This is a genomic window from Cellulomonas sp. URHB0016, from assembly GCF_054057935.1.
Window position 1 is genome coordinate 838,766 of the sequence record NZ_JBSRZU010000001.1, and the last position, 23,667, is coordinate 862,432.

A 23,667-nucleotide genomic window follows, 5' to 3' on the forward strand; every position below is an offset into this window, starting at 1 on the left:
ACGGCCCTCGGAGCACCACCGGGGTGAACGGTGCTCCGACGGAGCGTCGCTGTGGACGGCTCGGACCCGGCCGCGTCAGCCGTCGGCGACGACGATCGCCAGGAGGCCTGGTCCCGCGTGGGCGGCGAGCACCGCGCTCGACTCGCACACCACGGTCTCGGTGACGCGGTCGCCCGCCCAGGCGGCCACCTGCGCGGCGATGGACGCGCCCAGCTCAGCCTGTCCCAGGTGATGCACGGCGACCCGGACGGCCGGCCTGGTGGCGGCCTCAGCGACCGCGACGGCCTCCAGCCGGTCCCTGGCGGCCCGGCGGGTGCGCACCTTCTCGACGACGATGACGCTGCCGTCCTGCAGCGCGAGCAGCGGACGCAGTCCGAGGACGGTCCCGATGGCCGCGGCGGTGGCGCTGAGCCGCCCGCCGCGGCGCAGGTGGTCGACGGACTCCACGAGGAACCAGACCCGGGTCGCCGCCGCCGTCGCGGACGCGCGGGCGGCGACCGTCGCGGCGTCGGGTCCGGCGGGGGCGGTGCGGCGGCGCGCGCGCCACCACGACCTTGCGGCGGCCAGCCGGCCGGCCGGGAGTGGCTCCTCGGGCAGGTCACCGCCCGCGGCGCACCGGGCGGCGTCGAGAACGGCGAACCCGAGGGCCATGCCGACCACGCGCGAGTCGACCACGTGGACGGGGACGGGAGAGCTGGCCGCCGCGATCCGGGCGGCCCGGACGGTGCCCGAGAGCTCGCCGGACAGGTGCACGGAGACGATCTCCCGTGCGCCGGCGGCGGCCGCCCGAGCGTAGGCAGCGGCGAACGCGGCGGGCGGCGGCTGCGACGTCGTGACCCGGCCGCCGCGCGTGAGCGCGTCGACCAGCTCTGCGGGCGTGAGGTCCACCCCCTCGGCATGCCGCACCCCGCCGACGACCACGTCCAGGGGGACGACGCCGATCCCCCACCGTTCGGCCGCGCCCGGCGGCAGGGAGGCCGTCGAGTCCGTGACGACCGCGACCGTCGGCCGTCCAGCCGGACCGGACCGGCTGCCGTCCGCCGTCGGACGGGTGGCGGCCGGACCGTCGGGCGGCCCGGTGGTCAGGCCGGCACCACGTTGACGAGCTTCGGCGCGCGCACGACGACGGTCCGCACGTCGCGGCCGTCGAGCGCCCGCTGCACCCCGGGGTCGGCGAGCGCGAGGGCTCGCAGCTCGTCGTCGGCGACGTCCGGGCTCACCTCCACGCGGCCCCGGACCTTGCCCTGCACCTGCAGGACACAGGTCACGGTGTCCTCCACGAGGTGCTCCGGGTCGGCCACCGGGTACGGCTCGTGGGCCAGCGAGCGACCGTGGCCGAGCCGCGCCCAGAGCTCCTCGGCGATGTGCGGTGCGATCGGCGCCGTCATGAGCACCAGCGGCTCGACCGCCCCGCGGGGTACCTCGGGCAGCGTGGTCAGGTGGTTGTTCAGCACGATGAGCTTGGCGATCGCGGTGTTGATGCGCATCGCCTCCATGTCGACCGACACATCCGCGATCGTCCGGTGCAGGACACGCAGCGTCTGCGCCGCGAGGTCACCGTCGGTGACGGTGACCTCTCCCGACCCCTCGTCGACGACGTTGCGCCACAGCCGCTGCAGGAAGCGCTGCGCCCCGACGACGGCCCGGGTCTCCCACGGGCGGGACAGGTCCAGCGGGCCCATCGACATCTCGTACACGCGCAGGGTGTCGGCGCCGTACTCGGCGTACATCTCGTCGGGCGAGACCGCGTTCTTCAGGGACTTGCCCATCTTCCCGTACTCGCGGTGCGCGGCCTGTCCCTGCCAGGAGAAGCCGCTCGCGGACGCGGGATCCTCCACGACCTCCTGCCACGGCAGGTACACGCCGCGGTCGTCCGTGTAGGCGCTGGCCTGGATGTAGCCCTGGTTGAAGAGCCGGTGGAACGGCTCACCGCTGGTCACGTGGCCCAGGTCGTGCAGGACCTTGTGCCAGAACCGGGCGTACAGCAGGTGCAGGACCGCGTGCTCGACGCCACCCACGTAGAGGTCGACGCCGCCGACCGAGCCGGGCGCCTGGTGACCGTGCCCCGGACCCATCCAGTAGCTCTCGAGCGCCGGGTCGACGAGCACGTCGTCGTTCGTCGGGTCGAGGTAGCGCAGGTAGTACCAGCACGAGCCTGCCCAGTTGGGCATGGTGTTCGTGTCGCGGCGGTAGACCTTCGGGCCGTCCCCGAGGTCGAGCGTGACGTGCACCCAGTCCTCGTTGCGGCCCAGCGGCGGCTCGGGGGTCGAGTGCGCGTCGTCCGCGTCGAACGTCCGGGGCGAATAGTCCGGCACCTCGGGCAGGTTCACCGGCAGGGCCGACTCCGGTACTGCCAGGGGGAGGTCGTTCTCGTCGTAGACGATCGGGAACGGCTCGCCCCAGTACCGCTGCCGGCTGAACAGCCAGTCCCGCAGGCGGTAGGTGACGGTGCCCTCGCCGACCCCGCGCGCCTCGAGCCAGCCGATGATCGCGGCCTTCGCCTCGGCGACCTGCAGGCCGTCGAGGCTGATCTCCTCGTTCGAGGAGTTGATCGTCGCCCCGTCCCCGGTGCGCGCACCCTCGGGCGTCCCCTCAGCGGCGTCCACCGTGTACACGACCGGCAGCTCGAACGCCTGCGCGAACGCGTAGTCGCGTGCGTCACCGCCGGGGACCGCCATGATCGCCCCGGTGCCGTACCCCATCAGGACGTAGTCGGCGGTGAACACCGGCAACAGCTCGCCGTTCACCGGGTTCGTGGCGAGGTGCCCGGTGAACACGCCCGTCTTGCGGCCCGCGTCGGCCTGCCGCTCCACCGCCGTCTTGGCCGCGGACTCCCTCCGGTACGCCGCGACGGCCTCGGCCGGGGTGCGGTGACCGCCGGTCCACGCCGCGTGCGTGCCGTCCGGCCAGGCGGGCGGGACCTCGTCGAGCAGAGGGTGCTCCGGGGCGACGACCATGAAGGTGGCACCGAACAACGTGTCGGGTCGGGTGGTGAAGACCTCGACCTCGGCGCCTCCCTGGACGGCGAACCGGACGCGGGCGCCGGACGAGCGACCGATCCAGTTGCGCTGCATGGCCTTGATCTTGTCCGGCCAGTCGATGAGCTCGAGGTCGTCGATCAGCCGGTCCGCGTAGGCGGTGATGCGCATGTTCCACTGACGCAGGTTGCGCTGGAACACGGGGAAGTTGCCGCGCTCCGAGCGGCCTTCGGACGTGACCTCCTCGTTCGCCAGCACGGTGCCGAGCCCGGGGCACCAGTTGACGGGCGTCTCCGACACATAGGCCAGCCGGTGGCTGTCGACCACCTGGCGGCGGCCGACCTCGTCGAGCTCGGCCCACGTCCCTTCGGCGCCGTCGGGAAGCGCGCGCTCACCGGACTCGTACCGGGCGACCAGCTCGGCGATCGGCCGGGCACGCCCACGCCCGCCGTCCGGGCGGACCGCGTCCTCGTCGTACCAGGAGTCGAAGATCTGCAGGAAGATCCACTGCGTCCAGCGCACATAGCCCGGGTCGATCGTCGCGAACGACCGGCGCGGGTCGTGCGCCAGGCCGAGGCGGCGCAGCTGACGCTGCATGATGACGATGTTCGCCTCGGTCGAGGTCCGGGGGTGCTCACCGGTCTGGACCGCGTACTGCTCCGCCGGCAGGCCGAACGCGTCGAAGCCGAGGGCGTGCAGGACGTTGTCGCCCTGCATGCGCCGGAACCGGGCCACGACGTCGGTGGCGATGTACCCGAGCGGGTGGCCGACGTGCAGGCCGGCGCCGGACGGGTAGGGGAACATGTCCATCACGAAGAACGAGCGCTGCGCCGGGTCCGCCAGCCGCCCCTCACCGTCCGTGAGCTCGCCGGCGGGGTTGGCGGCGAAGAACGTGCCACGGTCCTGCCACTCGTCCTGCCAGCGGAGCTCGATCTCGTTGGCGAGGTCCGCGGTGTAGCGGAACGGGACGTCGTCCGTGGACGACGAGGCGGGGGCGGGGACGTGCTGCGCGGTCACCCGGCGAGTTTACCGGCCGGACCGGGGCGCACGGCCACGTGGATCCGGCCTCACCAGGGACGCCGCGGGCCGACGGAGGGCAGGGGCGCGGGCGTCATCCGACGAGGACCGGCGCAGCGCTGGTGGGCGCCCGGAGGCTAGGCGACGCCGCCCGGGACGAGCCAGATCGCGCGCGCAGCGACCTCGCCGAGCTCGACCGTCCCGTCCGCCTCGGAGACCCGGACGGAGACGACCCCGGTCACCGCCCGCCGCTCCACCACCGTGACCGGCGCGTCGAGGACCAGACCGACGGACTCCACGTAGCGCAGCAGCTCGGGGTCCGCGTCAGAGATGCGGGCCACCGCCCACCGCCCGGGCGCGACGTCCCACAGGACGTGTGCCGGCGGCACGTCGAGCGACCCGTCGGGGCCGGGGATCGGGTCGCCGTGCGGGTCGCGCCGCGGACGGCCCAGCTGGGCGTCGATCCGGTCGACGAACACGTCCGACACCGCGTGCTCGAGCACCTCGGCCTCGTCGTGCACCTCGTCCCAGCCGTAGCCCAGCACCTCGACCAGGAAGGTCTCGACCAGTCGGTGGCGGCGGACCATCACCAGCGCATGGCGCGTCCCGTCCGCGGTCAGCTCGACCGCCCCGTACGGCTCGTGGGTCACGAGCCCCTGGTCGGCGAGCCGCCGGACCGTCTCGGACACCGTGGAGGCGCCGACGCCGAGCCGGGCGGCGAGCAGCTTCGTGGTGACCGGCACGTCCGACCACTCCTGCGCCGACCAGATCACCTTGAGGTAGTCCTGCGTCACGGAGGTCAGCACGGGGATGGTCGGCGGCAGGCTCACGGCGACCAGCGTAGGACCAGGACCGCCTCCGGCCGGGCAGACCAGCGCGGTCCACGGCGGTGGCCACGTCCGACGCCGAGGCCGGCTCTCGCAGAGGCAGCCGCCGTCACACCGGTGACGGGCTGGCGCCGCTCCCGGGAAGACGTGGTCCCTTCGGGAAGACGACCGGCCACTGCAGCCGCGGGCTCACGGACGCCGACATGTCCGGCCGGACCTGGATGATCTGGTAGTCGAGGAACCGGCGGGACACCTTGTCCCACCTCAGGACGGTCATCTCCGCGACGCCGTGCAGCGGGCCGATCGTCGGCTCCCCCAGGGTCGCTCCCGCGGTGCTCGAGCTGATGTAGCGGACGCCGTCGCCGACCACCAGCGGGCCGATCCGCTGGTGCAGGTGGCCCGATATCTGGACGCCCACGCAGCCGCCGTCGAGCGCCGCCTGGCCGACGGACGGCGTGTGGATGAGCAGCAGGTCGACGCCGTCCTCGTCGTCGCAGGCGACCGACGCCAGGCGCTGGCCCTCCTCCGTGGCCGACTCCCGGCCCGCCGACGACGTCCCGCTGCCGACCCGCGTCTGGTTCGGGTCGCTGTCACCGAGGATCCGCAGCCCGTCGACCTCCGCCACCTCGCCCTCGAGGATCTTGGCGCCCGCCCGCGCGTACATCGCGGTCGTCTCGGCCGAGTCGTGGTTGCCCGGCGACGTGACCAGCTCCACGCCCTTCGGGATCGCCCGCCCGAACGTCGTCACGCAGTACTGCTCGACCGTCGTGCCGTTCATCGTCGTGTCACCGGCGTCGAGCACCAGGCGCGCACCCGTCCGCTTCACCACGTCGCGCACGAGCGGGGCCATGCCGACGTTGCAGTGCAGGTCCGAGACCAGGACCAGGATCAAGGGCTCGACCGCTTCCGGCTGCGCGGTGCCGCTCGGCACCGGCGTCGGGACCGGATGGACCTGCGCCAGCTCGTCGTCCAACGCCTCCCGGGCATCCCAGGCGTCGTCCAGCGACTGGCCGGCCCGCACGTAGAACTGCTGGTTGGCGCGGTAGGCGGAGACCGCCTGACCGCCGTAGGTGTCGATCACCCCGCCGAGGCGACCCGTGACCCTGGCGCCTTCCAGAGGGGTGCCGTCGAACACCGCCGAGGCGGGCACGGCACCGGAAGGGCGGTCCTGCTCGCCGACGCTCGACGTGAGCACCGTCGCCCCCAGGACGACGACCAGCCCGCCGGCCGTGATGGTCCGCGCGTGGGGGGCGAGGGCAGCCGCGAGCTCCTGGCGGCGGGCGGCCCCGAGCAGCAGCCGGCCGATCCACCACACGACGGCCAGCACCGCGAGCGCCCCCGCCGTGCGGCCCGCCACGTCGAGGAGCAGCTCGCGTGCGACGTCGTGCACGGTCGCCTGCGGCGTCGAGAACAGCTGCACGTAGCCCTGCAGGTCCCCGTTGAGCGCCTGGATCGTGGTGGGACGCTCGAGCTGGGTGAACGACTCCGGGATCTCCTGCACCGTCACCCGCAGGCCGAGCGTGAACGGCAGGGGCGAGTCGATCTCCAGCGTGCCGAGCGGTCCGAGGTCGAGCGTGACGGTCGCGTCGGTCGTCACGTCGTACCGCGCCTTGTGCGGGCCGAGGCTGCCGTCCACCGACGCGGTCGTGACACCGAACACGAGCGCGGCCATCACGGCCACCACGGCGAGCAGGACACGCGCCCACCGGGGGGCGGCACGCCGGTCGCCGGCCGCCGGTGCCGGCTCGGTGCTCGTCGGTCCGTCCATGGGACTACGAGCCTAGACGCGCCGACGTCCCACGATCCTGCTGGAGGCCCTCCGCAGGGGGCGAACCCGTGGGCGAACTCTCGGCCGCCGGGTCAGGCCCGGGCGTCGCGCCACGCGACCCACCGCTGCACCAGCGACAGGTCGTAGTCCGGTCCGCTGAGACCCACGGTGAACAGGCTGACACCCGCGTCGAGCAGGTCGTCGGCCACCGCCTCCGGCGGCTCCGAGACGGCCGTGGACCGCTCGACCAGCGACGCCGTGTCCCGGCCGACGGCCGCGCCGTGCTCGTCGAGGATCGCGCTCTTGCGCCGCACCGTCTCGGCGTCTCCGAACCCGTGCCAGACGTCGGCGTGCTCGGCGACGACCCGGAGCGTCTTGCGCTCCCCTCCCCCGCCGACCAGCACCGGGATGTCCCGCGTCGGCACCGGGTTGGACGCCGCCCACCGTGACTTGATGCGGGGCAGAGCCGCCGCCAGGTCGGCGATGCGGCCGCCCGGTGTGCCGAACTCGTAGCCGAACTGGTCGTAGTCCTTCTCGAACCAGCCGGCACCGATGCCGAGGATCAGCCGGCCGCCGCTGATGTGGTCGACCGTCCGGGCCATGTCCGCCAGCAGCTCCGGGTTGCGGTACGAGTTGCACGTGACGAGCGCCCCGATCTCGACGCGGCTGGTCTGCTCCGCCCAGGCGCCGAGCATCGTCCAGCACTCGAAGTGCAGGCCGTCGGGGTCACCGCTCAGCGGGAAGAAGTGGTCCCAGTTGAAGACCACGTCCACGCCGAGGTCCTCGGACCGGCGGACGGCGTCACGGATCTGTGCGTAGTCGGCATGCTGCGGCTGGATCTGGACGCCGACGCGGACGGGAGGAGTCATGCGCAGGAGCCTAGGGGGCGCCTTCCCCTGGCGCAGGTCACTGCCGGCGGCAACGACGTCGAGGTCATTGGTACGTCACCAGGTCCGGGACCGGCTGCACCGCGTACGTCGCGGCCGGGTCGAGCATCGGCTGGTCCTCGTCGTAGAAGTTCTTCCAGCCCCAGTGCACCGGTGGCGCGCCCTCACGCAGGTGCGCCCACGTGCCGGCCTTGGCGGGCTGCGTGCCCTGACCGTCCACGTGGATGACGACCGCCAGCTCGTCGTGCGAGGTGTCGAGCCGCTCCCGCCCGTCGACCATCCGCGTCGAGAACTGGTGGACCACGAACATCTTCTGCGGGAGGCCCCGCTGCCGGGTCAGGTCGGCGAGCCACCCGGCGACGGCGTTGACCTCGTCCACCCCGACCGAGCCGATCTGCCGCAGGTGCACCTGGTCGGGAGCGAGCCGCCACTCCGGGTCGAGCGCCAGGCCGACGTACGGGAGTGCCAGGAGGTCCTGGTACTGCTGAGCCTGCGTGAGGAAGTCGATGCGGCCGGGCTGCAGGTCGAGCACGACGGCCATGCCCGCGGCGCCGGCCGCCTCGACCAGAGGACGGAGCGTGTCGACCGGGATCGCCCGCGAGTAGCTGCCGTCGGCCTCGGGGGCGGCCGACGCGACGGTCGCGATGATCTCGACCGCCGGGACCACCGTGTCCCCGGTCAGGGGTCGGTACGCGTCGGCGTGGGCCTGGGCACGGGCGACGGTCGCGGGGACGTCCTGCTCCCCCAGCACGCCGAGCGCCGGTATGCCGGGGGCACCGTACAGCGCGACGTACTTCTTGCCCGGCACGCCGTTCACCTGCGGGAACATCAGCTGGCCACCTCCCGGGGCGAGCACGCCGGTGGAAGCGGTCGCCACCCGGGACGCCAGCAGCGCGGGGTCGCCGAACGCGGCACCCAGCGCGACCACGTGCTCCGGACGGTGCTCGGCCACGGCCCGCACACCGGGCGTGGTCGCGCGAGGGTCGCCGCCCGGGACGTCCACGACAGGGACGCCGGCCGCTGCGATCGTCGCGAGCGCCGCGGCCGGCACCGGGCCCACGCCGGTGAGGGCCACCGTCCCGTGCACGGGCTGCGGGCGCTCGGTGAGCGGGAGCGTCGCCGAGGCGGATGCGGAGGCAGAGGCAGAGGCAGAGGCAGAGGCAGAGGCAGAGGCAGAGCTTGCGGCCGAGGCAGTGCTTGCGGCGGGGGCAGTGGTTGCACCGCTGGGGCCGGGGGTGGTCGACGGCGCGGCCGCCGGACGGACCACCGTGACACCGGCCCGCACGGCGAGGTCCGCGGCGCCCACTGCCAGCACCCACCGGGTACCGAGGCGGTCGAGCTCGCCGAGGAGCGCATCGGGCGCCACCGTGGGACCGGTGAGCAGCAGGGGCGCACCGACCTCCGTCGCGGCCGCCGCGGCGGCGACCTGCGCGGCCGCGTCCCCGGCAGCGGCGAGGACCACGACGGGGGCTGTCGTGAAGAGCGCCCTCGACGCCTCGAGGGCCGCCGACTCGTCGGTCGCCGCGGGCAGCACCACCGCGGCCGGTACGGGTGCAGCGACGGTCGCGGTCAGCGGCACGGGTGTCGGCGTCGGCGTCGGCGACCCGCTCGAGGCCTGGGTCGGCGACGGGCCGGCGGCGCGGCCGTCCGGCGTGCACCCGACGAGGACCAGCAGCGCTGCGAGGGCGACGAGGAGCGGACCGCGTACCCGTCGGGTACCGGAGGGCACGAGGGGGTCCGGCATCGTCGGCATCGTCGCCACTGTAGGTCGCGCGTCCGCCGCCCACGGACCGGAAGCCCCCTATCCGCGGGTGACGTCGACGGTCTACGGTCGGCGGGACACAGCCCCCGGGGAGCGCAGAGAGCGCGCTGAGAGTGCGGCCGGACACCACGTCCTCCCCGCAGACCCGTGGAACCTGACCTGGTTCGCACCAGCGTAGGGAGCAGGGCGCAGGTCGCCGGCCGGACGCCGGTGGCCGTGCCGTCGGGCCGGTGCGCCGTCGGCGTGCCGGGCGACGGGACTCACGTGCCGGAAGGACACGTGCGGTCCGCCCCGGGGGTCCGCACGCGACACCAGGAGCACCCTCATGAGCACCGCGACCACCGCCTCCGGGCAGGCCCTCACGCCCACCGACCTCGGGGTCGGCGCCCGCTTCTCCCTCCACCCCGCGACGGGAGGCCTGGTCGACGTCGCCGCCGCCGCCGACCGGTCCGGGCTCGAGGTCACCGTCGACGACCTGTCCACCCTGGTGCGCGGCACCGAGAGCGACGTCCTGCTGTTCGTGCACCACGTCGTCGCAGCCGGCGCGAGGGTGGCGGGGCATGTCGTCGCGCACGTGCAGCTGTCCCGCGGCTGCCCCGGTGAGGTGGCGTGCGGCCTGGCCGACCATGCCGTCCTCGCCGACGTCGAGCCCCCCGAGCTCCCGGCGACCGGCCTGCGCGCCGCCGCCCACTGGGCGCTCTACCCGCTCGACGACGGCCGGGTGGGGCACCCGGGCGACCACATGCGTGCGATCGAGCAGGCGGTGGCGGTGGCCCGTACCCGCGCGACCGTGTCGCCGGAGCACTTCGTCACCCGTCTCGACGGTGACCTCGCCGAGGTGCTCGGTGCCGTCGCCGCCGGCTGGCTCGCTGCGGGTCGGCACGTGCGGCACGTCGTCGCGCACGCCGTCGTCTCCGTGACGTCCACGCCCGCCGGGAACTGAGCGCTCCCCCTGCTCGACGGTCGGGAGGCGTGCGTCGGCCGGTCCTGGCAGCCTCAGGACATGAGGACCTACGGCGAGGTCGAGGCGGCGTTCGAGGTGCCCGAGGACGCCTCACCACCCGACCTGAGCGGCGTCGGCGGGCTCACCCAGGTGGACCGGCCGGAGCCCGTGGACCTCGTTGCGCAGTACTACGACACCGACGCGCTCGACCTCCTCCGCGCGGGTGTCACGCTGCGCCGGCGGACCGGCGGGTCGGACGAGGGGTGGCACCTCAAGGTCCCGACGACGGCCGCCGGGCGGGAGGCGCGCGCCCGGACCGAGCACCGCCTGCCACTCGATGACCCGGCCGCGCCGGAGGCCCTCCTCGACCCGGTGCGCGCCCGGCTGCGCGACCGGCCGACGACGCTCGTCGCCGAGCTGAGGACGCGACGGGTGCCGTACCGATGGCTGGACGACACCGGGCGAGCGGTCGTCGAGGTGACCGACGACCACGTCCACGCGGTCGTCCACCGCCCCGACCGCGACGGGCAGGTCGTCGAGACGTGGCGCGAGTGGGAGGTCGAGCTCGTCCATGGGGACGAGAGCGCGCTCTCCGCGGTGAGCGAGCTGCTCGCCGCGGTGCCCGGTGCGGTCGCACGGAGCTCGTCGAAGCTGGAGCGCGCCCTGCGCGACCTCGGTGCGGACCGCCGCCGCACGGAGCCGCGCGACGAGACGGCCGGCGAGGTGGTCCGCGCGTACGCGGCGCGTCACGTCGAACGACTGCTGCGCGCGGACGCGGGTGCGCGCCAGGGCGACGACCGTGCCGTGCACGACGCGCGGGTCGCCGCGCGTCGCCTGCGCACCGTCCTGTCGGTGTACCGGCCGATGCTCGGCCGCCACGTGACGGAGCCGCTGCGCGACCGGCTGGCGGAGCTCGGGCACGCGCTCGGCGCGGCGCGCGACCCGCACGTCGAGCTGCAGGGCCTGCTGCGCCTCGTCGAGCAGGAACCCGTCGAGCTCGTGATCGGTCCCGTGGCCCGCCGGCTGGACGACGACAGGTCGCGTGCCCGTCGGGACGGTGTGGAGCGGCTCGCGGACCTGCTCGGCTCGTCCAGGTACTGGCGGATGCTCGACGAGCTCGACCACCTCGCGGACGACGCGCCGGCCGGACCGGCGGCCGGCCGGCCGGCCGCCGACGTGGTGCCGAGGCGGGCCCGACGCGCGTGGCGCCGCCTGGACCGCCGCACGGAGGAGCTCTCCGAGGTCGCGGAGGTCGCGCCCGGTCCTGCGGCCGACCAGGCTCGGCACGAGGTCCGCAAGGCGGCCCGTCGGGCGCGGTACGCCGCCGAGGTGGCCGTCCCGGTCGTCGGGCGCCCGGCTCGCAGGAGCGCGCGGCGGGCCCGCGACGTGCAGGACGTGCTCGGCGCGCAGCACGACACCGTCGTGCGGCGCGAGACCCTCCGCCGGATCGGGGTGCAGGCGTACCTCGACGGCGAGAACTCGTTCACGTTCGGCCGGCTGCACGCCCTCGAGCAGGCGGGCGGCGAGGTCGCGGCGAGGGAGGCGGACCGGTCGCTCGCGCGGGCGCGGCGGTCGGGGCACCGCTCCTGGATGGGTTGAGCCTGGTCCCGGAACGGTTGCCGCGGCCCGTCAGTCCGCCGCGGCGCGCACGACGTTCCGCCACGGGTCCTCGAACCGCACGGTCACGCCGTCGTCGGCCAGCGGCACCGCCGCGAACCGCAACCGGTCGACGAGCGACCCGAGACCGTCGGCCGTGGGCACGGTGATCCGGACCTCGCCCAGTCCGAGGGACGACGCACGCGGCCCGGCGCCGGCGCTGTTCCACGTGTTCATGGCCAGGTGGTGGTGGTATCCGCCGGTAGACACGAACAGGGCGCCCTGCCACTGGGCGGTGACGTCGAACCCGAGCGTGTCGACGTAGAAGCGCCGGGCGGCGTCCACGTCGCCGACCTGCAGGTGCACGTGCCCGACGACGGCGTCACCGGCTCCCGGCCGGTCACCGGGCGCGTCGGTGAGGTGGTCGCGCAGGAACGCGCTCGGGTCCAGCCGCAGGGAGTCCATCCGCACGCGGCCGTCGGCGTCATGCTCCCAGACGGCCCGGCTACGGTCCCAGTAGAGCTCGACCCCGTTGCCCTCGGGGTCGGTGAGGTAGAAGGCGAGCGAGACGAGGTGGTCCGCGGAACCGGCGAACGCGCCAGGTTCACGTCGGGCCACCGATGCGAGGCTGGCCGCGAGGGCGGCCCGGTCTTCGAACAGGAGCGCCGTGTGGAACAGGCCGGCGGAGCTGCGGGACGCGGGCGGCAGGTCCGGCGCGTGCTGCAGGACGACGAGCGGCGTGCTGCCGCGACCGAGGGTCACGGTGTCCTCCCGCCGCCTCGCGCCGAAGCGCTCCGCCTGCTCGGTCACCACGTCGAGCCCGAGCCCGTCGCGGTAGAACCGCAGCTGGCGGTCGAGATCGCCGACCAGGAGCGTGACAGCGTCCATGCCGGTGCCGGCCGGCAGGGCGTCGTGCGGGTGCGACGCCCGGAGGGGAACGGCCCGGCCCGATCCGGGGGTGGGTGCAGTGGGCATGCCTCTCACAATGGTTGAGAGTTCAACTTTGTTCCTCAGGCGGGAGGCCGCGGCTCACCGGCGCGGTGGTTGTGACCGAGCCCTTCGAGGAACCGCGGTCCCGTCGCGACGAGCTCGGTCGCGAAGGACTCCGCCCACGCACCGTACGGCGACCACGCGAGCCCGTCGTTCGAGAACCGGCCGTCCGTGGTGACCTCCGTGACGCAGAAGCCGGGGATCACCAGGTCGGTCACCGGGCTCCCGCGCTCCACCTCGGCGACCACGAGCGGGGCGTTCGCGCCCGCGAACACGTCGATCACCCAGCCGTCCTCGCCGAGCCAGACCGAGTGCCGCAGCTTGGCGACGCGCGCCTCCGCCCGGCGGATCAGCTCGACGGCCACCGTGGGGTCGAGCTCGCGCTCCGCCTCGTACCGGGTCCCCTCGACCATCGGACCCTTGACCGTGATCGCGCAGAAGTCGACCGCACGCACGTGCCGCTCGAGGAGAGCGAGCTCGTCGTCGCCCGGGTCGACGGCCTCCGTCACGGCCGACACCTGTGCTCGGACCCGAACCGCGAACCCGTCCCGCGCCAGCAGGTACGACTGGACGATCAGGGCCGGGGCGGTCTCCAGCATCTCGGAGGGCGGGCGCTCCACCCAGAACCGCCGTTCGAACTCGAAGTCGCCGTAGCCGGTGTCGCTCATCGCGCCGTGCTCCCCGTGCGGTGCATGGCCGGAGCCTATCGAGACGGGTCGCTCATTCCGCGCTCACCGCCTCCAGCACCGGCAGGCGCGCCGCACGGACCGCCGGCCAGACCGCGGCGAGCACCCCGACGGCGACCGCGAGCGCGAGCATGACCAGCAGGCTCCCCCACGGCACGGCCAGCGTCCGAAGACCGCGGTCCGCGAACACCGTGGGCAGCGTCGACGCGAGGGCGACCCCGACCACGAGTCCCACAGCGGTGCCGAACACCGCCGTGAGGACGGACTCGACGGTGATGGTCGAGCCGAGCTGGACACGGCCCAGCCCGACGGCCCGCAGCAGGCCGATCTCGCGCGTCCGCTCGATGACCGACAGCGCCAGCGTGTTCACGATGCCGAGCACCGCGATCACCACGGACAGCCCCAGCAGCGCGTACAGGATCACGAGCACCTGGTCCACCTGCTCGGCAAGGTCGGAGACGAACTGCTCGGGGTCCATCACGGTGACCACCACGTAAGGGCGCACGGTCTCGGTGAGGTGCGTGCGCAGCACCTCGAGGTCGGCGCCCGGGACCGCCGTGACGAAGGCGGTCGTGACCTGCTGCTGGTCTGCAGGCACGAGCTCGTCGAGGACCGCCTGCGGCGCGACGAGCGGCACCCCGAAAGCGGGCGAGTCGATGACTGCGCCGATCCGGACCCACAGCGGCTCCCCCGTGCCCGTGAGCGTCAGCTCGTCGCCGACCTTCCACCCCTCGTCGCGCGCCGTGGTCCGCTGGACGGCGACGGCACCACCCGCGAGGGCGTCGTGGAAGGACCCCTGCACCTCGGTGGTCCGGACGCTGCGCCCGATCGCCTCGGGGTCCACGGCGGTCACGGTGAACGAGTCGTCGCCGCCCTGCGCCACCCGGACGGCGGCCGTCGCGAACGTGTCGGCGGCCCGCACGTCGGGCAGCGCACGGACGTCGGCGACCGCCTGCGCCGGGACGGTGCCGGCGGGCGCCACGCGCAGGATGAAGTCGGTGCTGGCCTCCTGGGTGACGATCGCGCGCGTCGAGGCCTGGGCGGTCGCCGCGATGACCGCCGACGCGCCGACGAGCGCCATGCCGATCATCAGCGCACCCGCGGTGTTGGCCGTCCGTCGCGGGTTGCGGACCACGTTGCCGCGCGCCAGCCGTCCGACCGGCCGGAACACCAGCAGCGGCGCGCCGACCGCCGTCAGGACGGTCCGTGCGACGACCGGTGCCACGCCGAGCACACCGACGACGACCGCGCACGCCCCGAGGCCGAGCAGGCGGTCCGCACCGTCCCGCTCGGGTCGGACCAGGGCGCCGGACACGGCCGCGGCACCCACCACGAGCAACGCCGCGCCGACGAGCGCCCGGCGTACCAGCGACCGCTCGGGCAGCGTGACCTCGTCACGCAGGGCGTCCACCGGCGGCACGAGCGCCGCCCGTCGCGCAGGCACGACAGCCGCCGCCACGCTCACCAGGGTGCCCAGCAGCACCGAGACGACGACGGTGAAGGCGTCCATCGGCACCCGCCCGGCGAGGTCCATGCCGAACGAGGCGAGCACCCGACGGAGCAGCACCACCAGGCCGAGCCCCCCGGCCACGCCGAGGATCGCGCCGACCACCCCGACCAGGGACGCCTGCAGCACGATCGACGCGAAGACCTGCGACGGCGACGCTCCGACGGCGCGCAGCAGCGCGAGCTCACGCGTGCGCTGTCGCACCCACATCGCGAAGGTGTTGGCAATGATGAACGCGCCCACGAACAGGGACACCCCGGCGAACACCAGCAGGAACGTGGTGACGAACCCCAGCACCTCCTCGATGCTCTCGATCGCCTCCGCACGCATCTCGTCGCCGGTGATCGCCACAGCGGGCGCACCCGGCACGGCGTGCGCCCGCAGCACGGGCGCCAGCCGGTCGGCGAGCTCGTCCTCGCTGACGCCGGGCCGGGCGTTCACGGCGATCGACGTCGCGGTGCCGTCGGGCGCGAACGCGGCCTCCGCGGTCGCCCGGTCGACGAAGACGACCGTCGCGCCCGCGAGCGCCGCACCGAGCTCCGCCTCGCCGACCACCCGGACGGGCCGGAGCTCGCCCCCGATGACGAGCGTGGTGGCGTCGCCGAGGGCGAGGCCGGACGCGTCGAGCGTGCCGGCCTCGACGACGACCTCGTCCGGGCCCTGGGGGGCGTCGCCGGCGACGAGGCGGACCGCCCGGTCGCGGGGGTCGTACCCGAACGCGAAGCTCGGCGCCTGCGTGCTCTGCACGGCCGTGCCGTCCGCCCCCACGAGCACCACGGGCCCCTGCAGGTCGGGCAGGGCGGCGGCGACCCCGGCCACCTGCTCGACCGGGTCGACGAGGGTCAGCGGGACACGGTTGTGCGAGCCCGCGGCCGGACCGGCAGCACCTCCTGCCTCGTCGGCGCCCCGTACATAGGCGTCGCCGAGGGTGGTCGTCGCGATGATGTCGCTGAACGTGGACCCGAGCATCGTGCGCAGCGCGAACGTGCCGGCCACGAACGCGACCCCGAGCGCCACCGCCAGGACCGACAGGCAGAACCGGACGAGATGCGCCCGGATGGCCCGCACCGCGACGCGGTTCATGGGCGGTTCACCGACCGCCCGCCCCGAGCTGCTCGAGGACCGCGGCGGGCGTCGGGTCGCGCAGCTCGCCCACCAGCCGCCCGTCCGCCAGGAACAGGACCCGGTGGGCGTACCCGGCCGACGTGGGGTCGTGGGTCACCATCACGACGGACTGGCCGAGCTCGTCGACGCTGCGGCGCAGGAACCCGAGGACCTCCGCGGACGAGGTCGAGTCGAGGTTGCCCGTCGGCTCGTCCGCGAACACCACGGCGGGCCTGCCGACCAGGGCCCGGGCACAGGCGACCCGTTGCTGCTGGCCACCGGAGAGCTCGCTCGGCTTGTGATGCAGCCGGTCGCCCAGTCCGAGCGTGCGGACCACCAGGTCGAGGTGCTCGCGGTCGACAGGGCGCCGTGCGATGTCGAGCGGGAGCGTGATGTTCTCGAGCGCGGTCAGGGTCGGCACCAGGTTGTACGACTGGAACACGAAGCCCACCTTCGTACGCCGCAGGTGGGTGAGCCGCCGTTCCGACCACCGGCTGACCTCGGCGCCGTCGACGACCACCGAGCCGGAGGTCGGCCGGTCGAGCCCCGCCAGGCAGTGCATGAGCGTCGACTTGCCGGAGCCCGACGGCCCCATCACGGCCGTGAGCTCGCCGCGGACCAGGTCGACGTCGATCCCGTCGAGCGCGCGCACCGCGGTCTGGCCCTGCCCGTAGACCTTTACGAGGTCGTTCGCCGACGCGATCACGTCACTCATCCGGCCCCCAGCGGTGTCAGCCTCACTGTGACGATCGTCCCTCTTGCGGGGCGCTCGCGCCGAGTGTGAGAGACTGGGACCACCTGAGGGCAGCGCGAACCGCGCGCCCCGCGTCGTGGAGATCCCCCAGCACTCGCTCTGGTTGCTCTGGCGGCGGACCCCGATCGACTCTCCCCGAGAGGCTTCATCTGTGACTTCATTCGCCGACCTCGGCGTGCCTTCTGCCCTCGTCACCGTCCTCGCGGACCAGGGCATCACCGCACCGTTCCCCATCCAGACCGCGACGCTGCCCGACTCGCTGGCCGGCACCGACGTGCTCGGCCGCGGCCGGACCGGCTCCGGCAAGACCATCGCGTTCGCCCTGCCGCTCGTCGCCCGCCTCGCGGCCGCCGGCCGCGGCAAGGTCGCCCGCCGTCCCCGTGCCCTCATCCTGGCCCCGACGCGCGAGCTCGCCTCGCAGATCGACGCCACGGTGGCCCCGCTCGCCAAGGCCATGGGCCTGAACACGACCGTCATCTTCGGCGGCGTCTCGCAGGGCAAGCAGACGTCCGCGCTCAACGGCGGCATCGACATCGTCATCGCCTGCCCGGGCCGCCTCGAGGACCTGCTCAACCAGAGGGCGCTCACGCTCGACGGCATCGAGATCACCATCCTCGACGAGGCCGACCACATGGCCGACCTCGGCTTCCTGCCCGGCGTCAAGCGGATCATGGACAAGACCCCCCGGGTCGGGCAGCGGATGCTCTTCTCGGCGACTCTCGACAACGGCGTGGACCAGATCGTCAAGCGGTACCTGACCTCCCCCGTGGAGCACTCCGTCGACAGCGCCCAGTCGCCGGTCGCCGCGATGACCCACCACCTGTTCGAGGTGCGCGACGCGGAGGCCAAGAAGGCCGTCATCCACCACCTCGCCTCGGGCACGGGCCGCCGCGTGCTGTTCATGCGGACCAAGCACCAGGCCAAGAAGCTCGCGAAGCAGCTCACGGTCGACGGCATCCCCGCCGTCGACCTGCACGGCAACCTCGGCCAGGGCGCACGCGAGCGCAACCTCGAGGCGTTCTCGTCGGGCGCCGTGAAGGTGCTCGTCGCGACCGACATCGCCGCCCGCGGGATCCACGTGGACGACGTCGAGCTCGTGGTGCACGTCGACCCGCCCGCCGAGCACAAGGCGTACCTGCACCGCTCCGGCCGCACGGCTCGCGCCGGCTCCGGCGGCGACGTGGTCACGCTCGTCCTGCCCGAGCAGCGCGGCGACGTCCGCGCACTCACGCGTGCCGCGAAGATCACGGCGCAGCCGCAGTCCGTCGCCCCGGGCGACGCGGTGCTCAAGCGCCTCGTCCCCGACGTCGCGGCGCACGTGCCCTACGTGGCTGTCGCGGTGTCCGCGCCCGCCGGCCGGTCCTCCGGCGGCGGCGGCCGTGGTCGCACCGGCGGCGGCCCCCGTCAGGGCTCGTCCGCGTCGACCTCGTCGAGCAGCCGGAGCTCCCAGGGCCGGGCGCCGGGCCAGCAGTTCCGCACGGCGTCCGCGCCGGCTGCGGGCGGCACCGACGGCGGCCAGGGTCGCAGCCGTCGGGGCGGTCGTGGCCGCGGCCGTGGTGCCGGCGGCGGTGCCCAGGGGCCGCGCGGCTGACCGCACCCGCCTGTCGCACGAGGGGACCGCAGCACACCGCTGCGGTCCCCTCGTGCCGTCCGGGGACCACGCGGCCTGCGAACCGCACCTGGCGCAACGGCCATGAGGGCCGCATGATGTGACGCAACAGCGACCCGCCCGGGAGCGACCATGTCACTCATTGCCCTGACCTGCACGGCGACCTCCAGGTGACCGTCCGATGGCACTGATCTCGCGCGGGTTCCGCGGCAAGCGCGAGACGGATCCCCGGATCCCACCGGGGCAGTACCTCGAACGCGGGTTCCCCGTGCTCTCGGCCGGGCCCACGCCACGCGCCGACCTGTCGACGTGGACGTTCTCGGTCGGCGGCCGCGACGGCGTGCGAGCGACGTGGACGTGGGCCCAGCTGGCCGCGCTGCCCGCGGACGACGTCGTCAGGGACATCCACTGCGTGACCAAGTGGACCAAGCTCGACACGTCGTGGCGCGGGGTGTCGGTGGACCGCCTGCTCGACGCGGTCGAGATCGGCGACGACGAGCAGTACGCGCTCGCGCACTGCGACGGCGGCTACACCACCAACGTGCCGCTCGCCGACCTGCGCGGCGGCCAGGCCTGGATCGCCTACCGGTACGACGGTGCGCCGCTGGCCCCGGAGCACGGCGGTCCCGCCCGGCTGTTGATCCCCCACCTGTACTTCTGGAAGTCCGCGAAGTGGGTGCGCCGCATCGACCTCCTCGCGGAGGACGAGCAGGGTTTCTGGGAGAGGCTCGGCTACCACCGGTACGGGGACCCGTGGAAGGAGCAGCGCTATTGGGGCGACTGACCGGAGACGCCCCGAGCGCACCCGACGGCACCCCGCCGCTCCGGCTCGACGGCTCGCTGTCCGTGGACGACGACGCCGCCGACCTCATCGATGTCACCCCCTACGTGCTGCCCTGGCGGGTCGGTACCGTCGTCGAGCGCCGCCGGGAGACCCCGACCGCCCTGACGCTCGTGCTCGACGTGCCAGGGTGGCGCGGCGCCCTCGCCGGGCAGCACGTGGACGTCCGGTTGACCGCCGAGGACGGGTACTCGACGCAGCGCTCCTACTCGCTGGCGTCGTCCGGCACGATGAGCCTGCCCACAGGGATGCCCGCTGACGAGCGCATCGAGCTGACCGTGCAGGTCGTCGACGACGGCGAGGTGTCGCCCTACCTCACCGAGGACCTCGTGGTCGGCGACCGGATCGAGCTCCGCGGTCCGGTGGGCCACTGGTTCGTGTGGCACCCGACCGACCCGCATCCTGTCCAGCTCGTCGCCGGCGGCTCCGGCCTGGTGCCGTTGATGTCGATGGTCCGTACTCGCACACGCGCCCGCAGCGTCGCCCCCTTCCGGCTGCTCGTCTCGGCCCGCACCCCCGTCGACGCCCTCTACGCGGACGAGCTCGCTGCGGCCGGCCCTGGGGTGGGCGTCACGCAGGTGTGGACCAGGCGCGCGCCCGACGGGTGGACCGGGCGGGTCGGAAGGGTCGACCGTGCCCGGCTGGAGGCGGCGTGCTTCCCGCCCGACGCGCGAGCCCACGTGTTCGTCTGCGGGCCGACGCCGTTCGTCGAGACCGTCGCCGACCTGCTCGTCGACCTGGGCCACGACGCGGAGCGCATGAGGACGGAGCGGTTCGGGCCGACGGGGCCGTGACGCCCGACGCACCGTTCGACAGGACCTCCGGGAGCCCGCGCGCCGCGAACGGACCGGGCCCGAGCCACACGACGACGCGTCGCACCTCGTCCGGCCCCCGGAACAGAGCCTCTAGCGGGAACCGCCCGGCGCCGCCATGGTTGGTCCCGCCCGAGGCGTGCTCGGCTCGTGTGCGAGACTCCGCCGCATGCCCGCGAGCTACTCCCCCGACGACCACCTCTCCCACCGCACCCTTCTCGTCGCCGCGTCCTACGTGGTGCTGCGGCGCGACGACGCGGTGCTGCTGCACCTCCGGCAGGGCACCGGGTACCGGGACGGCCACTGGGCCACTCTCGCCGGGCACGTCGAGCCCGCGGAGTCCGTGCACGAGGCGGCGGTCCGGGAGGCGGCCGAGGAGGCGGGGATCGCCGTGGCGGTCGACGACCTGCGGCCGCTCACCGTGCTGCACCGCTTCGAGCGCCACGGTCCCGCGGTCGAGCAGCGGATGGACGTGTTCTTCGAGGCCCGGCGCTGGACGGGCGACCCGGTGATCGCCGAGCAGGCGAAGGCAGCGGACATGCGGTGGTTCCCGCTCGACGGCCTGCCCGATCCCGTCGTGCCGCACGAGCGCCTCGTCCTCGACGCGCTCGCGGCAGGCCGCACGCTGCCGGCCGTCCTGTCCTTGCCGTCCTGACCGGCCTCGGTCCGGGTGGGCCTGCGCGCGGTACGACCGCCGGCGCACCGCCCCGAGGTCGGAGGCGGTGCGCCGGCGGTCGGTGCGAGCAGACCGTCAGCCGGTGTTCTGGACGCCGGCCGCGACCCCGTTCACGGTGAGCAGCAGCAGGCGACGCAGGTCGTCCGCCTGCTCGACGGCATCCCCCGTGCGCAGGCCGCGCAGCGCGCGGAGCTGCAGCAGTGACAGCGCGTCCACGTACGGCGAGCGGAGCTGGACGGCGCGGCCCAGGATCCGCCGGCGCGACAGGATCGCCTCACTGTCCGTGATGGCGAGCACCGACCGGCGGGTGAGCGTCATCTCGGACATCACCTGCTCGGCAAGGTCGGGCCGGTCGCCGAGCGCCAGGTAGCGCGCTGCGATGCGCTCGTCCGTCTTGGCGAGCGACATCTCGACGTTGTCGATCATCGTCGTGAACAGCGGCCACTGCGCGTACGCGGCGCGCAGCTCGTCGAGGTCGCCGACGGCGTCGAGCGCCGTGCCCAGGCCGTACCATCCGGCCAGGTTGATGCGCGCCTGCGACCAGGAGAACACCCACGGGATCGCGCGCAGGTCGTCGAGCGAGGAGACCGACAGGCCCCGTCGCGCCGGCCGGGACCCGATCGGCAGCAGGCCGACCTCCTCGAGCGGCGTGACCTCGGCGAACCACTGCGGGAAGCCGTCGGCACGCACCAGCGCGTGGAACCGGTTCCGGGAGAGCTCGTCGAGCCGGCTTGCGAGCTCCGCGAACCGCTCCGTCGCCGCCGCGTTGCGCTTCTCGATCGACGGCGTGCCCGCGAGCAGCGTCGCAGCGACGACCTGCTCGATGTGGCGGGCGGCGATGACGGGGTCGCCATAGCGGGCGAAGATGACCTCACCCTGCTCGGTGAGCTTGAAACGGCCGTCCACCGACCCGGGCGGCTGCGCGAGCACGGCGCGGTTGGCGGGGCCGCCGCCGCGACCGAGGGCGCCACCCCGGCCGTGGAACAGGGTCAGCGCGATGCCGTGCCGGTCCGCCCACTCCGTGATCCGGCGCTGCGCGGAGTCGAGCGCGAGCGTCGCGGACACCGGGCCGACGTCCTTCGACGAGTCCGAGTATCCGAGCATGACCTCGACGCGACGACCGTTCTCGGCGAGACGTCGCTGCACCTGCGGGATGGCCAGCGCACCCTCGAGGATGTCGACGCTCGCCTCGAGGTCCGCGAAGGTCTCGAACAGGGGGATCGCATCGATGACAGGGAGCTCGTCGGTCCCCTCGAACGCGAGCTCCCCGAGCCGGTAGACCGCCGCCAGGTGCTCGGCGGACTGGGTGAACGACACGATGTACCGGCGCGCGGCTGCGACGCCGAACCGTCGTTGCACGTTGCCGATCGCGCGGAACGTGTCGAGGACCTCGACGGTGCGCTGCTCGCGCGCGCCCTCGACACCGTGCGCCTCGAGATCGGCCAGGGCGGCCGCATGCACCTGCGAGTGCTGGCGCACCTCGAGCTCGGCGAGGTGGAACCCGAACGTGGTGACCTGCCAGATCAGTCGCTGCAGGTCGCCATAGGCGGGCCGGGTGGCCCCGGCCGCCGCGAGCGAGCGCTGCACCACGAGCAGGTCCGACTCCAGGTCCTGCGCGGACGGGTAGGCGAGGTCGGAGTGCCGCTCGCGCGTCGCGGCGACGCGCTCGGCGACGACGAGCAGCACCCGGCGGTGCGGCTCTCCGGGGGCCTCGCCCGCGATCCGCGCGGTCACGGCCTCGGACATGATCCGCTGGCGCTGCCAGAGGGAGAGCAGCTCGGCCGACGGAGCCGTGCCCTCCGCGTCGAGGGTGAGGGTGTCGGCGGTGCGACGGGTGGCGAGCTCGAGCGAGCGGAGGGCCCGCTCGGAAGCGAGCTCCGCCGCCTCCCGCGTCACCTCCGCGGTGACGTTCGGGTTGCCGTCACGGTCCCCGCCGATCCACGAGCCGACCCGGGCGAACGGGCGCACGGCCGGCGGAGTGGTACCTGCGGCATCCCCGAGCAGCCAGTCGTCGAGGCGTCGGTAGACCTCCGGAAAGACCTCGGCCAGGGTCGAGTCGAAGACGTTGAGGACCGTGCGCACCTCGTCGAGCACCGTCGGCTTGGCCTGTCGCAGGGGCGCCGTCCGCCACAGCGTGTCGATCTCGGCCAGCAGCCGCCGGTCGTTCTCCACGAGCGACATCCCGCCGATGCTGCGGACGTCCCGCTCCGCGACGAGCTCGGCGATCCGCCGGATGGCGGACGACACGGCACGGCGGCGCGCCTCCGTGGGATGGGCGGTGAACACCGGGCGGAACTCGAGCGCCTGCAGCCGGCGCAGGGTCTCCTCGCGACCCAGCTCGGCCGTGGCCTGCGCCACCGCGGCGGGCAGGGAGTCGTCCGGAGCCAGGTGGTGCGGCTCGAGGCTGGCCTCGCGCTCCCGGAGCACTCGCACGCGGTGGTATTCCTCGGCCGTGTTGGCGAGGTGGAAATAGCACGTGAACGCGCGTGCCACCTGTTCGGCGCGGGCCAGCGAGAACGTCGCGACGAGGTGCTCGGCCCGCTCGAGCGCGTCGCTGTCGGGCTCGTCGTGGGCGGCGATGGCCAGCTCGCGCAGACGCTCGACGTCGGCCAGCAGGTCGTCGCCACCGGCTTCGCGCAGCACGCGCCCGAGGAACTCGCCGAGCACTCGGACGTCGTTGCGGAGGGGGTCGGGGACCTCGTGGTGGGCGAGGCCACGACGGACGTCACGCGGGGGGAGCGGTGCGGTCACGGGGCCAAAATAGGGCACGTTCGTTTCCGGACGTCGCACGGTCCAGGCGATGGGCACCGTGACGGACGTCTCGGTGCCCGCCCGCGGCACCCTCAGGCCCTCTCCCGCGCCCGCGGCGCCTCGTCACCCATGCTCTGGCCACGTCGCTCGGGCACCGCG

The 23,667-nt window shown here is 74.1% G+C and carries 17 protein-coding genes and 1 riboswitch; of the genes, 6 read left to right on the plus strand and 11 right to left on the minus strand.

The features are described 5' to 3' along the window. Window positions 1-75: 75 nt before the first annotated feature. The 6 genes from ACVW07_RS04010 to ACVW07_RS04035 form a co-directional block, all read right to left on the minus strand. Window positions 76-1,086 (minus strand): DegV family protein, encoded by a 1,011-nt coding sequence (locus ACVW07_RS04010; protein WP_456821021.1) that lies wholly within the window; start codon window positions 1,084-1,086, stop codon window positions 76-78. Further along, on the minus strand, window positions 1,083-3,995 hold the full coding sequence (gene leuS / locus ACVW07_RS04015) for a leucine--tRNA ligase (protein ID WP_456817989.1): 2,913 nt from the start codon (window positions 3,993-3,995) through the stop codon (window positions 1,083-1,085). The genes ACVW07_RS04010 and leuS overlap by 4 nt, the downstream gene beginning before the upstream one ends. 137 nt (window positions 3,996-4,132) lie before the next feature. Then, window positions 4,133-4,825, minus strand: coding sequence for a metal-dependent transcriptional regulator (locus ACVW07_RS04020; RefSeq protein WP_456817990.1), 693 nt, complete (start codon window positions 4,823-4,825; stop codon window positions 4,133-4,135). A 106-nt stretch (window positions 4,826-4,931) separates the two neighbouring features. Continuing rightward, window positions 4,932-6,590 carry a metallophosphoesterase family protein gene (locus tag ACVW07_RS04025; protein WP_456817991.1) on the minus strand — a complete coding sequence of 553 codons (1,659 nt, stop codon included), beginning with the start codon at window positions 6,588-6,590 and terminating at the stop codon, window positions 4,932-4,934. Between the two features lie 92 nt (window positions 6,591-6,682). Beyond that, window positions 6,683-7,459 carry an LLM class F420-dependent oxidoreductase gene (locus tag ACVW07_RS04030; RefSeq protein WP_456817992.1) on the minus strand — a complete coding sequence of 259 codons (777 nt, stop codon included), beginning with the start codon at window positions 7,457-7,459 and terminating at the stop codon, window positions 6,683-6,685. Window positions 7,460-7,523: 64 nt separating this feature from the next. Further along, a complete protein-coding gene (locus ACVW07_RS04035; protein WP_456817993.1) occupies window positions 7,524-9,230 on the minus strand; it encodes a hypothetical protein in 1,707 nt (568 codons plus the stop codon). 86 nt (window positions 9,231-9,316) lie between these two features. Further along, window positions 9,317-9,439, plus strand: a riboswitch (TPP riboswitch). A 125-nt stretch (window positions 9,440-9,564) separates the two neighbouring features. Between ACVW07_RS04035 and ACVW07_RS04040 the strand changes: the two genes are divergently transcribed. Both ACVW07_RS04040 and ACVW07_RS04045 read left to right on the plus strand, forming a co-directional pair. Beyond that, complete coding sequence (locus tag ACVW07_RS04040; RefSeq protein ID WP_456817994.1) at window positions 9,565-10,182, plus strand: YkoF family thiamine/hydroxymethylpyrimidine-binding protein; 618 nt, start codon at window positions 9,565-9,567, stop codon at window positions 10,180-10,182. A 60-nt stretch (window positions 10,183-10,242) separates the two neighbouring features. After that, the gene (locus ACVW07_RS04045) at window positions 10,243-11,781 is read left to right on the plus strand and encodes a CYTH and CHAD domain-containing protein (protein WP_456817995.1); all 1,539 of its coding nucleotides are present in this window, start codon (window positions 10,243-10,245) and stop codon (window positions 11,779-11,781) included. A 30-nt stretch (window positions 11,782-11,811) separates the two neighbouring features. On the opposite strand, the gene ACVW07_RS04050 is transcribed toward ACVW07_RS04045, so the two are convergent. The 4 genes from ACVW07_RS04050 to ACVW07_RS04065 are packed head-to-tail and all read right to left on the minus strand — an operon-like array spanning window position 11,812 to window position 16,780. After that, on the minus strand, window positions 11,812-12,753 hold the full coding sequence (locus ACVW07_RS04050; protein ID WP_456817996.1) for a VOC family protein: 942 nt from the start codon (window positions 12,751-12,753) through the stop codon (window positions 11,812-11,814). Window positions 12,754-12,788: 35 nt separating this feature from the next. Next, window positions 12,789-13,436, minus strand: a complete 648-nt coding sequence (locus tag ACVW07_RS04055; protein WP_456817997.1) for a hypothetical protein — start codon at window positions 13,434-13,436, stop codon at window positions 12,789-12,791. A gap of 52 nt (window positions 13,437-13,488) precedes the next feature. After that, the gene (locus ACVW07_RS04060; RefSeq protein WP_456817998.1) at window positions 13,489-16,044 is read right to left on the minus strand and encodes an ABC transporter permease; all 2,556 of its coding nucleotides are present in this window, start codon (window positions 16,042-16,044) and stop codon (window positions 13,489-13,491) included. A gap of 7 nt (window positions 16,045-16,051) precedes the next feature. Further along, window positions 16,052-16,780, minus strand: coding sequence for an ABC transporter ATP-binding protein (locus ACVW07_RS04065; protein ID WP_456817999.1), 729 nt, complete (start codon window positions 16,778-16,780; stop codon window positions 16,052-16,054). A gap of 190 nt (window positions 16,781-16,970) precedes the next feature. Between ACVW07_RS04065 and ACVW07_RS04070 the strand changes: the two genes are divergently transcribed. The 4 genes from ACVW07_RS04070 to ACVW07_RS04085 all read left to right on the plus strand — a co-directional run bounded on the left by ACVW07_RS04070 (window position 16,971) and on the right by ACVW07_RS04085 (window position 20,736). Then, window positions 16,971-18,410, plus strand: a complete 1,440-nt coding sequence (locus tag ACVW07_RS04070) for a DEAD/DEAH box helicase (RefSeq protein ID WP_456818000.1) — start codon at window positions 16,971-16,973, stop codon at window positions 18,408-18,410. 199 nt (window positions 18,411-18,609) lie between these two features. Then, entirely contained in the window at window positions 18,610-19,212 is a 603-nt protein-coding gene (locus tag ACVW07_RS04075) for a sulfite oxidase-like oxidoreductase (RefSeq protein ID WP_456818001.1), read from the plus strand. Continuing rightward, window positions 19,200-20,063 carry a ferredoxin reductase gene (locus ACVW07_RS04080; RefSeq protein ID WP_456818002.1) on the plus strand — a complete coding sequence of 288 codons (864 nt, stop codon included), beginning with the start codon at window positions 19,200-19,202 and terminating at the stop codon, window positions 20,061-20,063. The genes ACVW07_RS04075 and ACVW07_RS04080 overlap by 13 nt, the downstream gene beginning before the upstream one ends. Window positions 20,064-20,250: 187 nt before the next feature. Continuing rightward, window positions 20,251-20,736: an NUDIX domain-containing protein gene (locus tag ACVW07_RS04085; protein WP_456818003.1), complete on the plus strand. Its 486-nt coding sequence runs from the start codon at window positions 20,251-20,253 to the stop codon at window positions 20,734-20,736. A gap of 96 nt (window positions 20,737-20,832) precedes the next feature. Here the strand turns inward: ACVW07_RS04085 and ACVW07_RS04090 are convergent, their stop codons facing one another. Then, window positions 20,833-23,508 (minus strand): phosphoenolpyruvate carboxylase, encoded by a 2,676-nt coding sequence (locus ACVW07_RS04090; RefSeq protein WP_456818004.1) that lies wholly within the window; start codon window positions 23,506-23,508, stop codon window positions 20,833-20,835. Window positions 23,509-23,667 lie beyond the last annotated feature (159 nt).

What these genes read in the sequence shown, in the direction of transcription:
- ACVW07_RS04025 (WP_456817991.1), bottom strand. Translation starts at nt 6,590, where the DNA reads ATGGACGGACCGACGAGCACCGAGCCGGCACCGGCGGCCGGCGACCGG.
- ACVW07_RS04030 (WP_456817992.1), bottom strand. Translation starts at nt 7,459, where the DNA reads ATGACTCCTCCCGTCCGCGTCGGCGTCCAGATCCAGCCGCAGCATGCC.
- ACVW07_RS04035 (WP_456817993.1), bottom strand. Translation starts at nt 9,230, where the DNA reads ATGCCGACGATGCCGGACCCCCTCGTGCCCTCCGGTACCCGACGGGTA.
- ACVW07_RS04040 (WP_456817994.1), top strand. Translation starts at nt 9,565, where the DNA reads ATGAGCACCGCGACCACCGCCTCCGGGCAGGCCCTCACGCCCACCGAC.
- ACVW07_RS04045 (WP_456817995.1), top strand. Translation starts at nt 10,243, where the DNA reads ATGAGGACCTACGGCGAGGTCGAGGCGGCGTTCGAGGTGCCCGAGGAC.
- ACVW07_RS04050 (WP_456817996.1), bottom strand. Translation starts at nt 12,753, where the DNA reads ATGCCCACTGCACCCACCCCCGGATCGGGCCGGGCCGTTCCCCTCCGG.
- ACVW07_RS04055 (WP_456817997.1), bottom strand. Translation starts at nt 13,436, where the DNA reads ATGAGCGACACCGGCTACGGCGACTTCGAGTTCGAACGGCGGTTCTGG.
- ACVW07_RS04060 (WP_456817998.1), bottom strand. Translation starts at nt 16,044, where the DNA reads ATGAACCGCGTCGCGGTGCGGGCCATCCGGGCGCATCTCGTCCGGTTC.
- ACVW07_RS04065 (WP_456817999.1), bottom strand. Translation starts at nt 16,780, where the DNA reads ATGAGTGACGTGATCGCGTCGGCGAACGACCTCGTAAAGGTCTACGGG.
- ACVW07_RS04075 (WP_456818001.1), top strand. Translation starts at nt 18,610, where the DNA reads ATGGCACTGATCTCGCGCGGGTTCCGCGGCAAGCGCGAGACGGATCCC.
- ACVW07_RS04085 (WP_456818003.1), top strand. Translation starts at nt 20,251, where the DNA reads ATGCCCGCGAGCTACTCCCCCGACGACCACCTCTCCCACCGCACCCTT.